Raw genomic sequence first — 12517 nt, 5'->3', positions numbered from 1 at the left:
TCGGTTCCCGGATTGCATCCGGGCTACTTCGATTTGTTCCCTCGCCCATGAATGGGAGAGGGGAGAGTCACTCCACCCACTTCGGCTTGCGCTTCTGCACGAAGGCCATGGTGCCCTCCATGCCTTCGCTGCTCAGCACCGCTTCGGCGAACTGGCCGGCTGCGTGGTCGAGCAGGCTGCCGAGGTGCTCGGTCTCGGTGGCCAGCAGCAACGCCTTGGTCGCGGCGTTGGCGCCGGGGGCGCACTGGCGAATCTGCTGCAGGCTCTCGGCGAGGCGGTCGACCAGGGCCTGGTCGTCGGCTTCGCTGAAGTGCACCAGGCCCAGGCGCAGGGCCTCGGCGCCGTCGAAGCGGGCGGCGGTCAGGGCCAGGCGGCGTGCCTGGGTCAGGCCGATGCGCCGCACCACGAAGGGCGCGATCTGCGCCGGCAGAATCCCCAAACTGGTTTCCGGCAAGCCGAACTTGGCCTGGGCGTGGGCGATGGCGATGTCCGAGACGCAGGCCAGGCCGAAACCACCACCGAGTACCGCGCCCTCCAGCACGGCGACCAGCACCTGCGGCGCGCACTGGGCTTCCTCCAGCAGGCTGCCGAAGGCCCGGTTCAGCTCGCGGTAGGCGTCGCCACCCTTCGCTCGGGCAGAGGCCATGTCCTTGATGTCGCCACCGGAGCAGAAATGGCCGCCGGCGCCGCGCAGCACCAGGGCACGCACGCTCTGGTCATGGCGCACGGCACGCAACACAGCGCGCAGTTCCTCGACCATGGCCAGGCTCATGGCGTTGCGGCTGTCCGGGCGGTTGAGGGTGACGTGCAGCACGCCACCTTCAAGGTTGAGCAGCAGGGTGTCGCAGTTCGGCAGCTCGGCCATGACGTGCTCCTTACTTCTTTTTGCCAGGCAGAATGCCCATCAGCTTGCAGATGATGCCCAGCATGATTTCGTCGGCACCACCGCCGATGCTGACCAGGCGCACATCGCGGTAGGCGCGGGAAACCGGGTTGTCCCACATGAAGCCCATGCCGCCCCAGTACTGCAGGCAGGCGTCGGAGACTTCGCGGCCGAGGCGACCGGCCTTGAGCTTGGCCATGGAGGCCAGCTTGGTGACGTCGCGGCCTTTCACGTACTGCTCGGTGGCCTGGTACACCAGGGCGCGCAGGCATTCGATCTCGGTCTGCAGTTCGGCCAGGCGGAAGTGGATCACCTGGTTGTCGATCAGCGGGTTGCCGAAGGTGTGGCGCTGCTTGCAGTACTCGATGGTGCTGTCCACGCAGTGCTCCAGGCCCTTGATCATGTTGGCCGCGCCAAACAGGCGCTCTTCCTGGAACTGCAGCATCTGCATCATGAAGCCTGCGCCTTCGTGGCCGATGCGGTAGCGCTGCGGTACGCGCACGTTGTCGAAGAACACCTGGGCGGTTTCCGAGCTGCGCATGCCGAGCTTGTCCAGATGCGGGCTGACGGTGATGCCCGGGGTCTTCATCGGCACCACGATCAGCGACTTGTTCACGTGCGGCTTGTCGTCGCTGGTGTTGGCCAGGAGGCAGATGAAGTCGGCCGACGGGGAGTTGGTGATCCACATCTTGCTGCCGTTGATCACGTAGTCGTCGCCGTCCTTGCGCGCGGTGGTCTTCAGGCCGGCCACGTCGGAGCCGGCACCGACCTCGGAGACGCCGATGCAGCCGACCATGTCGCCGGCAATCGCGGGCTTGAGGAACTCTTCGCGCAGCTCATCGGAGCCGAAGCGGGCCAGGGCCGGGGTGCACATGTCGGTCTGCACGCCGATGGACATCGGGATGCCGCCGCAGCGGATGGTGCCGAACTCTTCGGCGGCGACGATGGAGTAGCTGTAGTCCAGGCCCATGCCGCCGAACTTTTCCGGCTTGGAGATGCCCAGCAGACCCAGATCACCGGCCTTCTTGAAGATCTCGTGGATCGGGAAGCGACCGTCCTTTTCCCATTCGTCGACGTGCGGGTTGATTTCCTTCTCGACGAAATTCCTGACCGTGCGGCGCAGTTCTTCGTGTTCCTGGGTAAAGATCATGATGCAGGCTCCTAATGGGGTTACAGGCGGGCGACGCCGAAGGTGGACGATTTGAGCGGCCGTACCGCGGCCTCCGCGCAGATGTCGAGCAGAAAGCCCAGCAGCTTGCGGGTATCGCGCGGGTCGATCAGGCCGTCGTCCCACAGGCTGGCGGTGCCGTAGAGCGCGGTGGATTGGCTGTCGAGTTTCTGCGCAGTGACTTGCTCGAGCATGTCGAGCATTTTCGGATCGGCTTCCTTGCCTTCCTTGAGGTGTTTCTCCTCGGTGACGATGCGCAGCACCTTGCCGGCCTGCGCGCCGCCCATCACGGCGGTCTTGCTGTTGGGCCAGGCGAAGATAAAGCGCGGGTCGAGGCCGCGGCCGCACATGGCGTAGTTGCCGGCGCCGTAGGAGCCGCCAACGACTATGGTCAGCTTGGGCACGGTGGCATTGGCCACGGCCTGGATCATCTTCGAGCCGTGCTTGATCACGCCGTTCTGCTCGGACTCCGTGCCCACCATGAAACCGGTGGTGTTGTGGAAGAACAGGATCGGCGTATTGCTCTGCTCGCACAGCTGGATGAACTGGGCCGCCTTCGCCGCGCCACGCGGGGTGATCGGGCCGTTGTTGCCGATGATGCCGCAGCTGTGGCCTTCGATCTGCAGGTGGCCGCAGACGGTCTGGCTGTCGAACTCGTTCTTGAAGTCGAGGAACTCCGAGCCGTCGGCGATGCGCGCGATGATCTCGCGCACGTCATAGGGCTTCTTGGCATCGGCCGGGACTATGCCCAGCAGTTCCTCGGCCGGGTACAGCGGCTCGCGCCAGGTACGTTTCTCACGAGCGGGCAGTTGTTGGTTCCACGGCAGCATGCCGACGATCTCGCGGGCCAGGCGCACGCCATCGGCGTCGTTCTCGGCCAGGTATTCGGCGGTGCCGGCGACCTGGGCATGCATCTCGGCGCCGCCCAGCTGTTCGTCGGTGGCCACTTCACCGGTGGCGGCCTTGAGCAGGGGCGGGCCGGCGAGGAACATCTTGGCCTTGCCGCGCACCACCACCACGTAATCGGACAGGCCCGGCTGGTAGGCGCCACCGGCGGTGCTGGAGCCGTGCACCACGGTGATCTGCGGCAGGCCCATGGCCGACATGCGCGCCTGGTTGGCAAAGCCGCGCGCGCCTTCGACAAAGATGTCGGCGGCGTAGTTGAGGTTGGCACCGCCGCTTTCGGCCAGGGTCACCACCGGCAGTTTGTTCTCGAAGGCGATCTGCTGCAGGCGCAGGGATTTCTTCAGCCCGGTGGGGGAGATGGTGCCGCCCTTGATCGCGCTGTTGTTGGCGATCACCAGGCTGCGCACACCGGCGATATAGCCGATGCCGGCGATGATGCCGCCGCCGGCCATGCTGCCGTCCTTGTCGTCGTGCAGCTTGTAGCCGGCCAGCGAGGACAGCTCGAGGAAGGGCGCGCCCGGGTCGAGCAGCAGGTTCAGGCGCTCGCGCGGCAGCAACTGGCCGCGGCGCTCGAACTTGGCCTTGGCCTCATTGGCCTTGTCCAGCACCTTTTGTTCCACATCGCGGAAGCTGGCGATGGCGGCCAGCATGGCCTCGCGGTTCTGCGCGAAGCCTTCGCCGTGAACGTCGATTTCCGACTGGATGACAGGCATGGGGTTACTCCTGATCCTTGAATACTTCGGGCAGATAGGCCCGGTGGAAGCCGTTGTAGGACTCGCTGGATTTCGCCTTGCCCAGGGTCCAGGCACGGGTGCCCTGGCTGGCGGCGCCGTCGATGCGGATGGTGTTGCCACTGATGAAGTTGGCGCCCGGGGTGAGCAGGAAGACGATGGCCGAGGCCACCTCCGACTCGGTGCCGATGCGCTGCAGCGGCACGTGATCCTTGAGGTTGCGGATCATGTTCTTCATGGATTCCGGGTAGGTATCCATGCCGCTGGAGGCAATCCAGCCCGGCGCCACGGCATTGACTCGCACGCCTGAATGGCCCCACTCGTAGGCGGCGGTCTTGGTGAAGTTCTCCATGCCGGCACGGGCTGCGCCGGAGTGGCCCATGCCGGGCATGCCGCCCCACATGTCGGCGAGCATGTTGACGATGCTGCCGCCGGTCTTGCTCAGGCTCTGCAGGTAGACTTCCTTGGCCACCAGGAAGCCGCCGACCAGGTTGGTGCGCACCACCGTCTCGAAGCCTTTCTGGTTGATGCCGATCAGCGGAGCGGGGAACTGGCCGCCGGCGTTGTTGACCAGGTGATGGATGGGGCCATGTTCGGTGATGACCGCCTTGACCATGGCCTTGACCGCTTCCTCGTCACGGATGTCGCAGACCTGGAAGCTGGCCTTGCCGCCGTCTTCGAGGATTTCGCCGCAGGTCTTTTCCAGCTTCTCCAGCTTGCGTCCGACCAGTACCACCTGGGCGCCCAGGTGGGCCAGTTCATGGGCCACGCAGCGGCCGATGCCGCTGCCGCCGCCGGTGACCAGGATGGTTTGGCCGCTGAACAGGCCGGGCTTGAATACGGAGTCGTAACTCATCGTGTGTGTTGTCCTTACAGGCTGTCAGCCAGTGCACGCGGCACCGGAACCGGGAATTCCAGCAGCTGCTGGGCGAAGGCCTTGCCCTGCGGATCGATGCGCAGGCTGGCGACACCACCACCGCCCAGGGCGTTCTCCAGCAGGAAGTTCAGGCTGTGGCTGCCCGGCAGGTGCCAGCGGTTGACCTTGCCGGTCTGGCCGTCGAGTACATGCGCCATCCATTGCGCCACGGTGCCTTCGGAGAGCGCAGCCGCGATCCACGCCAGATACTCGGGTTTTCTGGCCATCACGCCGATGTTGCTGTGGTTACCCTTGTCGCCGGAGCGGGCGACGGCGAGCTTGACCAGTGGCACGGTCGCATCGGCGTTGCCGGCCGGGGTGGGCAGGGCGGCTGCGTCGGCGACCTGGCCGGCGTCGAACACGGCGACTTCCGGCAGGGTGACCGGCTGGCGCTCGCCGTCGATCTCCACTTCCAGTGCGCAGGCGCTCTTGTCGACCAGGAAGCTGAACAGGCGGATCACCGGGTAGACGGTGGGGCGCCCGCCGACGATGCCGGTCAGGCCCGGCGCCATGCCGGTGGCCGCCTGGGCGATCTCGCGGGAGAACAGGATCAGTGCTTCCTTCTTGGCGTGACGCACGCCGAGCTTGACCACCACTTCGCGGGTGTCCTTCCTCTGGGCGTGAGGTCCATAAGTGGCCTCGGTGCCCAGCAGCTCGATGCACACTTCCTTGTACGGCCCCCAGCCGCGCTCGGCGAACATCTCTTCGGTCTTGTTGATGATGGCCTGGCTGACGCGCTCGGCCTTGGCCACGGCATCGATGCCGGCCAGCAGGCAGCTGGCGGTGCAGCGGAAGCCGTCCGGGTGGGTGGCGCTGACCTTGTACTGGGCGGTCGGCGCCAGGCCGCGGGCGCCTTTCAGCTCGACGCGGTTGGCGCCGACCTGGGTCAGTTGCACCTGGGTGAAGTCGCAGACCACATCGGGCAGGTAGTAGGCACGCGGGTCGCCGATCTCGTAGAGCATCTGCTCGCCGACCGACAGGGTGGAGATCAGCCCGCCGGTGCCTTCGGGTTTGGCAACCACGAAGCTGCCGTCGGCCTGCACCTCGACGATCGGGAAGCCAATATGTTCGTAGTCCGGCACGTCGCGCCAGTCGGTGAAGTTACCGCCGGTGCACTGCGCGCCGCATTCGATGATGTGACCCGCCAGAGCGGCCTGGGCCAGCTTGTCGTAGTCGCTCCAGGCCCAGTCGAATTCATGCACCAGCGCGGCGCTGACCACCGCGCTGTCGACCACGCGGCCAGTGATGACGATATCGGCGCCGGCCTCCAGAGCCGCGACTATGCCCGGCGCGCCCAGGTAGGCATTGACCGACACGCACATCGGCGGCAGCGGGGCGCCGGTGAACATTTCGGTGGTGCCGGCCTTGGCCAGCTCGCCCAGCTTGGGTTGCAGGTTGTCGCCATGCAGCACGGCGATCTTCAGGTTGACCCCGGCCTTCTCGCAGGCCGCGGCCAGGTCCTTGGCGCAGGAGGTGGGGTTGACGCCGCCGGCGTTGCTGATCACGCGGATCTTCTTCTGCGCGATCTCGCCCAGCAGCGGGGCGAGCACTTCGACGAAGTCGGTGGCATAGCCCTCGTCCGGCTTCTTCATGCGCGCGCCGGCCATGATCGACATGGTCACTTCGGCGAGGTAGTCGAACACCAGGTAGTCCAGTTCGGCGCCGTGAACCAGCTGGGCGGCGGCAGTGGAGGTGTCGCCCCAGAAGGCGGAGGCGCAGCCGATGCGTACGGTTTGGGTCATTGGAGTTGTCCGCAACACATGAATAGGGTGAAGCGAACACTACCAAGCAAGCGCTTGGTTGAAAAGTCTTTGTGGCGACTTTCTACCCCAAGCGCTTGCTCGGCTGCCCGGCAGCCCCCTAACATCCACGGCGCAACGAGTATTCATGTGGGGTAGTGATGAGCCTGGACGAACAGAAAGCCCGGAAGGTGATGCAGGCGCTGGTGGCGCGTGGCGAGCTGACCGATCCGGAAAGCCCGCGTGGCAAGCTGCTGCAGACCGCCGCCCACCTGTTCCGCAGCAAGGGCTACGAGCGCACCACGGTCCGCGACCTGGCCAGCGCCGTGGGTATTCAGTCCGGCAGCATCTTCCACCACTTCAAGAGCAAGGACGAAATCCTCAAGGCGGTGATGGAGGAAACCATCCTCTACAACACCGCGCTGATGCGTGCCGCCCTGGCCGAGGCGCAGGGCCCGCGTGAGCGGGTGCTGGCGCTGATTCGCTGCGAGCTGCAGTCGATCATGGGGGGCACCGGCGAGGCCATGGGGGTGCTGGTCTACGAATGGCGCTCGCTGTCCGAGGAAAGTCAGGCCTACATCCTCAGCCTGCGTGACAGCTATGAGCTGATCTGGCTCGAGGTACTGGGCGAGGCGAAGGCGGCCGGACTGTGCCAGTCCGACCCCTTCGTCCTGCGGCGCTTCCTCACCGGCGCGTTGAGCTGGACCACCACCTGGTTCCGCCCGGGCGGCAAGATGAGCCTCGACGAGCTGGCCGAGCAGGCTCTGGCCCTGGTGATCAAGGAAGGCTGACGCCGATAGGCTAAGCTGCAAGCACTGCCGGCTCAGATCGGCCTCGGCGACAGGGATGTGCCAGGTGCGGCTTGTTCTTCGTTCCGAGGTGAAAACGTTGCGCATGTTCCGTTGGCTGTTACCCCTCGCCCTGGCACTGTGCGCGCCTGCCGTGCAAGCTGAGCAGTTGGTGCGGGTCGGTGCCTACCACTTCCCGCCCTATGTGACCAAGCCCGAGAGCCAGAGTCCTGGCGGGTTGCTACCAGAGATGCTGGTTGCGCTCAACGAGGCCCAGGACGACTACCACTTCAGCCTGGTGCCGACCTCGGTGACCCGGCGCTATCGAGACTTCACCCAGGCGCGCTACGATCTGATCTTCTTCGAGTCGCCCGACTGGGGCTGGCAGGACATAGCCCTGGACAAGCTGGACCTGCAGATCGCCGATGCCGAGGTCTACGTCACGCGGGCCGCTCCCGATCGCGATCAGCGCTATTTCGATAGCCTGCGGGGCAAGCGCATGGCCCTGTACAGCGGCTATCACTATGGCTTTGCCGGCTTCAACGCCAACCAGGATTTCCTCATCCGCAATTTCAACGCGGTGCTGACCTATTCCCATGACAGCAACTTGCTGATGTTGCTGCACGATCGCGTCGATATCAGTGTGGTGACGCGCTCCTACCTGCGCCTGTACCAGCGGCAGAACCCCGAGGAGGGGCGACAGCTGCTGGTGTCCGAGCGTACCGATCAGGTTTACCGCCACCATGCCCTGCTGCGCCCCGAGGGCCCCATCGATGGTCTGAGCCTTGGCGAGCTACTCTCCGGGCTGCGTGCCAGTGGCAAATTGCCTGAACTGTTGGTGCGCTACCAGCTGCCGACGGCACAGGCTGATGTCGAACTGGCCGACCCTATGCCGCATTGACGCAGATTCTGTTGCATTTACCTGAGCCGGAGGCTGGGCTAGTCTCTGCGCAACGGGAAGAGATGCGAGGTCAGCATGGATTGGTGTCGACAGGGATTGCTGCGCGCTGCGGTGCTGGCGTTGACGACACTGTTCTGTCAGGCGGCCAGCGCTGCGGACGAGGTACTGATCGCTGCGGTGCATTTCCCGCCCTACGTGATCAAGCCTGAGGAAAACCTCAATAGCGGTCTGCTTGGCGAGCTGGTGATGGCCCTCAACCAGGTGCAGGGGCAGCATCGTTTTGCCCTGCGTGCCACCTCCCTGCCTCGGCGTTTCGACGATTTTCGTCAGGGGCGCTTCCATATCGCCATCTTCGAGAATCCGGACTGGAACTGGCAGGGCATCGCCGGAATTCGAGTCGACATGGGTCTGGAAGATGCCGAGGTGCTGATCGCCCGTGCCGAGCAGGGGCGCGATCAGCATTACTTCGACAAGCTGATGGGCAAGCGCATGGCCTTGTTCAATGGCTACCACTATGGCTTCGCCGGTTTCAATAACGATCCAAAATGGCTGGAGCAGCACTTCAACGCAGTACTCACCTACTCCCACGAGAGCAACCTCAAGCTGGTGCTGCGCGGGCGCGCCGATATCGCCCCCATCACCCGTTCCTGGCTCGGTGCGCGCCTGCGCGAGCAACCCCAGCTCAAGGCACAGCTGTTGATCTCGGAGTGGGAGGACCAGCGCTACCGGCATTACGCCATTCTTCATCCGCAGGCGCCGATCAGTGCCGAAGACTTCCGCCAGGCCCTGCAGCTGCTGCGCGAGAATGGCGAGCTGGAGCGCATCTTCGCGCCCTACGGCATCGAGGTCAGGCCATACGTAGCGGGTAGCTCAGCAGCAACAGATGTAGCAAATTGACCGCGCCGTGCAGCACCAGCGCCGGCCACAGGCGCCCGCTGCAGTGCAGGGCTAGTCCGTAGCCCAGCCCGGCCAGCCCCGCTACCAGGGCGAATAGGGGACTGAAGGGGATGTGGGCAGCGCCGAACAACAGGGCGCTGATGCCAATTCCGGCAGCGGCGCCCAGACGTGCTACCAGAGCCCCCTGCAGCCAGCCGCGGAACAACAGTTCCTCGGCCAGTACCGCCACTCCCAGATTGACCATCAGCCACAGCCACAGCTCCTGAGGCCATTTCGGCTGCCAGCCAACCATTCCCAGCCCCAGAGCGGTCAGCGGCACCAGCAGCAGGGTTGCGAGAGCGACCAGGGCTGTCCGCCGCAGAGAGCCGCGCGGGTCGGGCTCACGCCCCAGCCACCAGGCCAGCAGGCTCAGGCCCAGCAGCAGCTTGTCCCACGCCAGGCGCAGGGCGTAGGGCGGGGCGTCGGCGCTGAGCTGGCGCGCTGGCCACAGTGGTGTGGCCTGAAAGCCGGGAAGCAGGTGAGCCGCCAGGGCGATGCCGCCGACCAGGCCGCCACTCCACCACAGCCAGCCCGGCAGGCGGCCTTCCGCCAGGAGGATCCAGCTGGCGAACAGGGCGATCCATAGCAGCCCCAGGGGCTGGATGAAGCCCAGGGCCAGGCCCAGGCCGAGGGGCAGCGCGGGCAACAGCAGGCGCAGGTGCAGCGGTGGCATGCGACGTCCTTGTGCGGGGTGTCAGCGCTCTTCGGCGTCCTTGGCATCCTGCTCGGCATTGCGCTGGCGGATGCGCTTGAGCTGCTCCTCGGTCAGCGGCAGGCGGCGTGCGCTGTCACGCAGCAGCAACAGGCTGCCGAGGATGGAGCCGAGGGCGAGGACGATGATCAGCCAGGCGTACCAGGGCATGGCGTTCTCCTTCGAGGCAATGGCCCACCTTAGCCGCCGGACGCCGCTCAGGCAATCGAGGCGAGCGGGCATGGCCGCTGTCAGATAACGGCAACCTGTGGCTGTTTGAATGCCGGCCATTCGCACTTCCGGGAGTAGTTGTAGGGGCGTCCTGCCTGCCCTGGCGCGCGGACTAGGGCTGCAGGCCATGTGCATCCTGCTGGCTGGAACTCCGAGCTGCAGGCGGTGATGGTGGTGCATCTTCAGTTACCTGTCCAAGTCGATCCGCCGCGCGAAGCCGGCGAGCGCGAGCGGGGTAGCAGGCTGTCGGGTGGTCTCGGACGGCTGCGCGCAGGGCTCGATTACTTAGATGATGGATATCGGCATGAGCGAGGCCGCGGATCGCGGCTGGATCGTCAGGGTGGGGCAGTGCAGCGTGCCCTTTTCCTCCCAGGAAGCGGCCGACCAGTTGGTCGAGCAGCTCATGGCGCGACTGGCGGCGCCGCATGGGTTGCCCGGGGCATAGGGTCATCAAACTGTCATGCAGGAGACGCAAGATCGTCCCTGACAGATTGCAGCAACCGCCCAGGCAGACATACCCGGCGCTTGCTCAGGTGACGTGCTACTCGAACTTGCCGCCGCGGATACGCGGCGTTTTTTTGCCCGCTCAGCGCTGTCCGGCGATCTTGGCGATCACCTTGAGCTCGCCCGGCAGCACGTTCTGCACCGATGGGCGCGCCTTGATGCGCTGGTAGTGGCTAGTCAGCGCCGGCCAGCGTGCGGCATCCAGTGCCTCGCCGCCGTGCTCCATGTTGAGCAGCTGGGTGAAGATGGCCAGGTCGGCCTGGCTGAACTGCTCGCCGAGGAAGAATTCGCCCTGGCCCAGCGTCCGCTCCAGGTAGTCGAAATGCTGCGGCAGCTTTTCATGCAGCACACCCTGCACCGCCTGTTCGTCGCAGGCCTGGCCGAGCATGGGCTTGAGCAGGCGATTGCGGAACACGCCGAAGGTGCATAGCGGGGCCAGCTCGTAGTCGCCGTACTTCTCCAGCCAGCGCACCCTGGCCGCCTCGGCCGGATCCTTGCCGAACAGCGGCAGGTGCTGCGGATAACGTTCCTCGAGGTACTGGCAGATCACGCTGGAGTCGGCCAGGGTCAGCTCGCCGTCACGGAAGGCCGGGATACGTCCCAGCGGATTGAGTTCCCGATACCAGTCCGGCTGGCCATAGGGCGTGACGATCTCCAGCTGGTAATCCAGCCCCTTCTCCAGCAGGCACAGGCGCAGCTTGCGCACGAATGGCGACAAGGGTGCGCCGTAGACGATCAGGCTCATCGGATGTTCCCGGGGGAGGGGTCAGTCGTAGATGTTCTTTTTCTTCCAGTCGTCTTCCTCGATGGACTTGAGTCCCTCGGTCAGCTCGCTGGATTCATCGGGGTTGGGCTGTGCCTTCTCCAGTACCACGGCGTTGGCGCGTGCCAGCTGCTGCTCCAGCTGTTGCAGCTGGGCCTGGTAGCGGGCGGGGTCGGGCTGCTTGCGCAGGTACTGCACGCCACGCTCGAAGGCCAGGCGGGCCTGGCCGGGATGGTTTTGCTGCAGGGACTGCTGGCCGAGGTTGCTGAAGAACTCGAAGTGCAGTTGCACCAGCATGTGGCGGATCTCGCCCAGCCAGCGCTTGGCCTCGTTGGCCGACAGCAGCTTGTCCTGGGTGGCGCGATTGATCTGGCCGTGCAGGTTCTCGAGGAGGAAGCGGATGTCCTTGGCCTTGGCCTCGGTCATGATCTGTTGCGGCGGGTTGCGCACCGGAATGGCGTCGTTCTTGGCCACCAGCTCGCGCAGCTCGGCGATGCGGTTGCGCAGGTTGGCGTTCTGCTTGTCCAGCGGTTGCAGGCGCTCGCCGTAATAGAGTTCGAAGCGACTGAGCAGATGCTTGAGGGCGGGGCTCATCAGCTGCCCCGGCATGTTCTCGGAAACATCGCGGCTGCGGCGTACCCGGTCGTTGAGGTCGGCCCTGAGGCGAGCCTTCTCCAGCTTGCTGTTCTCCACCATGTGATTGATGTAGCCAATGGCGAACAGCACCACTATGCCGGCGACTATCAAGGCGGTGATGACGAGTGGGGACACCCTGGAACCTCCCGTACGCTTCTTTTTCCCCGAGTGTAGTGCCTTGGCCGCGCTGCTCATAGCGCTGTATCAATTTATGATCCGAAGTCTTTGATTTAGAAAAAGTTTTGATTGAGGGTTGACGCTCTCTGAAAGGCTCCATAGAATGCGCGCCACTTTCAGCGTGTTGGCGAAAGCCGAGCTGCGGAAAGTCGGGAAGCTGTTATAAGCTCCTGGCCACGTCCCCTTCGTCTAGTGGCCTAGGACACCGCCCTTTCACGGCGGTAACAGGGGTTCGAGTCCCCTAGGGGACGCCATGCGGGAATAGCTCAGTTGGTAGAGCACGACCTTGCCAAGGTCGGGGTCGCGAGTTCGAGTCTCGTTTCCCGCTCCAGTTTCACGAGGCGCCGCTCCTGTAGCGGCGTTTTGATTAGAGTTAGACGGTGGGTGGTAACACCGACCGGCAACACCGGGAAGCTGTTGTAAGCTCCTGGCCACGTCCCCTTCGTCTAGTGGCCTAGGACACCGCCCTTTCACGGCGGTAACAGGGGTTCGAGTCCCCTAGGGGACGCCATGCGGGAATAGCTCAGTTGGTAGAGCACGACCTTGC

Annotated in this window: 13 protein-coding genes and 3 tRNA genes; 7 read left to right on the top strand and 9 right to left on the bottom strand. The window is 64.9% G+C overall.

What is annotated here, in order from left to right:
- Positions 1–67 precede the first annotated feature (67 nt).
- The 5 genes from DMO17_RS08260 to DMO17_RS08240 are packed head-to-tail and all read right to left on the bottom strand — an operon-like array spanning position 68 to position 6346.
- Positions 68–865, bottom strand: coding sequence for an enoyl-CoA hydratase/isomerase family protein (locus tag DMO17_RS08260; RefSeq protein WP_110682021.1), 798 nt, complete (start codon positions 863–865; stop codon positions 68–70).
- Between the two features lie 10 nt (positions 866–875).
- Positions 876–2033: a citronellyl-CoA dehydrogenase gene (gene atuD / locus DMO17_RS08255; RefSeq protein WP_110682020.1), complete on the bottom strand. Its 1158-nt coding sequence runs from the start codon at positions 2031–2033 to the stop codon at positions 876–878.
- Positions 2034–2053: 20 nt separating this feature from the next.
- A complete protein-coding gene (atuC, locus tag DMO17_RS08250) occupies positions 2054–3670 on the bottom strand; it encodes a geranyl-CoA carboxylase subunit beta (RefSeq protein ID WP_110682019.1) in 1617 nt (538 codons plus the stop codon).
- A 4-nt stretch (positions 3671–3674) separates the two neighbouring features.
- Complete coding sequence (locus DMO17_RS08245) at positions 3675–4544, bottom strand: SDR family oxidoreductase (protein ID WP_110682018.1); 870 nt, start codon at positions 4542–4544, stop codon at positions 3675–3677.
- A gap of 14 nt (positions 4545–4558) precedes the next feature.
- Positions 4559–6346, bottom strand: coding sequence for an acyclic terpene utilization AtuA family protein (locus DMO17_RS08240; RefSeq protein WP_110682017.1), 1788 nt, complete (start codon positions 6344–6346; stop codon positions 4559–4561).
- A 164-nt stretch (positions 6347–6510) separates the two neighbouring features.
- Here DMO17_RS08240 and DMO17_RS08235 point away from each other — a divergent pair, with 164 nt between their 5' ends.
- The 3 genes from DMO17_RS08235 (at position 6511) to DMO17_RS08225 (ending at position 8929) form a co-directional block, all read left to right on the top strand.
- The gene (locus tag DMO17_RS08235) at positions 6511–7134 is read left to right on the top strand and encodes a TetR/AcrR family transcriptional regulator (RefSeq protein ID WP_181418766.1); all 624 of its coding nucleotides are present in this window, start codon (positions 6511–6513) and stop codon (positions 7132–7134) included.
- 103 nt (positions 7135–7237) lie between these two features.
- On the top strand, positions 7238–8032 hold the full coding sequence (locus DMO17_RS08230; protein ID WP_110682355.1) for a substrate-binding domain-containing protein: 795 nt from the start codon (positions 7238–7240) through the stop codon (positions 8030–8032).
- A 75-nt stretch (positions 8033–8107) separates the two neighbouring features.
- A complete protein-coding gene (locus DMO17_RS08225) occupies positions 8108–8929 on the top strand; it encodes a substrate-binding domain-containing protein (protein WP_110682016.1) in 822 nt (273 codons plus the stop codon).
- Here DMO17_RS08225 and DMO17_RS08220 read toward each other — a convergent pair.
- Both DMO17_RS08220 and DMO17_RS08215 read right to left on the bottom strand, forming a co-directional pair.
- Positions 8880–9641: a CPBP family intramembrane glutamic endopeptidase gene (locus tag DMO17_RS08220; RefSeq protein WP_110682015.1), complete on the bottom strand. Its 762-nt coding sequence runs from the start codon at positions 9639–9641 to the stop codon at positions 8880–8882. The two genes, DMO17_RS08225 and DMO17_RS08220, sit on opposite strands and share 50 nt — an antisense overlap.
- A gap of 21 nt (positions 9642–9662) precedes the next feature.
- On the bottom strand, positions 9663–9830 hold the full coding sequence (locus DMO17_RS08215; RefSeq protein WP_110682014.1) for a DUF2897 family protein: 168 nt from the start codon (positions 9828–9830) through the stop codon (positions 9663–9665).
- Positions 9831–10179: 349 nt separating this feature from the next.
- Here DMO17_RS08215 and DMO17_RS19705 point away from each other — a divergent pair, with 349 nt between their 5' ends.
- The gene (locus tag DMO17_RS19705; RefSeq protein ID WP_181418752.1) at positions 10180–10335 is read left to right on the top strand and encodes a hypothetical protein; all 156 of its coding nucleotides are present in this window, start codon (positions 10180–10182) and stop codon (positions 10333–10335) included.
- A 141-nt stretch (positions 10336–10476) separates the two neighbouring features.
- Here DMO17_RS19705 and DMO17_RS08210 read toward each other — a convergent pair whose 3' ends face one another.
- The gene (locus DMO17_RS08210; protein WP_110682013.1) at positions 10477–11139 is read right to left on the bottom strand and encodes a glutathione S-transferase family protein; all 663 of its coding nucleotides are present in this window, start codon (positions 11137–11139) and stop codon (positions 10477–10479) included.
- Between the two features lie 21 nt (positions 11140–11160).
- Positions 11161–11928, bottom strand: coding sequence for a hypothetical protein (locus DMO17_RS08205; protein ID WP_110682012.1), 768 nt, complete (start codon positions 11926–11928; stop codon positions 11161–11163).
- A 220-nt stretch (positions 11929–12148) separates the two neighbouring features.
- On the opposite strand from DMO17_RS08205, the gene DMO17_RS08200 reads away from it, so the two are divergent.
- From DMO17_RS08200 to DMO17_RS08190, 3 genes are all read left to right on the top strand, one after another.
- Positions 12149–12224 (top strand) — tRNA-Glu (locus tag DMO17_RS08200).
- 1 nt (position 12225) lies between these two features.
- Positions 12226–12301: transfer RNA gene (locus DMO17_RS08195), tRNA-Gly, on the top strand.
- Between the two features lie 104 nt (positions 12302–12405).
- Positions 12406–12481: transfer RNA gene (locus DMO17_RS08190), tRNA-Glu, on the top strand.
- Positions 12482–12517 lie beyond the last annotated feature (36 nt).

This window comes from Aquipseudomonas alcaligenes (genome assembly GCF_003205495.1).
GTDB classification, from domain to species: domain Bacteria; phylum Pseudomonadota; class Gammaproteobacteria; order Pseudomonadales; family Pseudomonadaceae; genus Aquipseudomonas; species Aquipseudomonas alcaligenes_B.
The sequence above is the reverse complement of the archived record's forward strand: the minus strand, read 5'-3'. Positions and strand labels throughout refer to the sequence as shown.

Bases quoted from the DNA above. Each gene is read 5' to 3' on its own strand.
- DMO17_RS08260 (WP_110682021.1), bottom strand. From the start codon at position 865: ATGGCCGAGCTGCCGAACTGCGACACCCTGCTGCTCAACCTTGAAGGT.
- atuD (WP_110682020.1), bottom strand. From the start codon at position 2,033: ATGATCTTTACCCAGGAACACGAAGAACTGCGCCGCACGGTCAGGAAT.
- atuC (WP_110682019.1), bottom strand. From the start codon at position 3,670: ATGCCTGTCATCCAGTCGGAAATCGACGTTCACGGCGAAGGCTTCGCG.
- DMO17_RS08245 (WP_110682018.1), bottom strand. From the start codon at position 4,544: ATGAGTTACGACTCCGTATTCAAGCCCGGCCTGTTCAGCGGCCAAACC.
- DMO17_RS08240 (WP_110682017.1), bottom strand. From the start codon at position 6,346: ATGACCCAAACCGTACGCATCGGCTGCGCCTCCGCCTTCTGGGGCGAC.
- DMO17_RS08230 (WP_110682355.1), top strand. From the start codon at position 7,238: ATGTTCCGTTGGCTGTTACCCCTCGCCCTGGCACTGTGCGCGCCTGCC.
- DMO17_RS08225 (WP_110682016.1), top strand. From the start codon at position 8,108: ATGGATTGGTGTCGACAGGGATTGCTGCGCGCTGCGGTGCTGGCGTTG.
- DMO17_RS08220 (WP_110682015.1), bottom strand. From the start codon at position 9,641: ATGCCACCGCTGCACCTGCGCCTGCTGTTGCCCGCGCTGCCCCTCGGC.
- DMO17_RS08215 (WP_110682014.1), bottom strand. From the start codon at position 9,830: ATGCCCTGGTACGCCTGGCTGATCATCGTCCTCGCCCTCGGCTCCATC.
- DMO17_RS19705 (WP_181418752.1), top strand. From the start codon at position 10,180: ATGATGGATATCGGCATGAGCGAGGCCGCGGATCGCGGCTGGATCGTC.
- DMO17_RS08210 (WP_110682013.1), bottom strand. From the start codon at position 11,139: ATGAGCCTGATCGTCTACGGCGCACCCTTGTCGCCATTCGTGCGCAAG.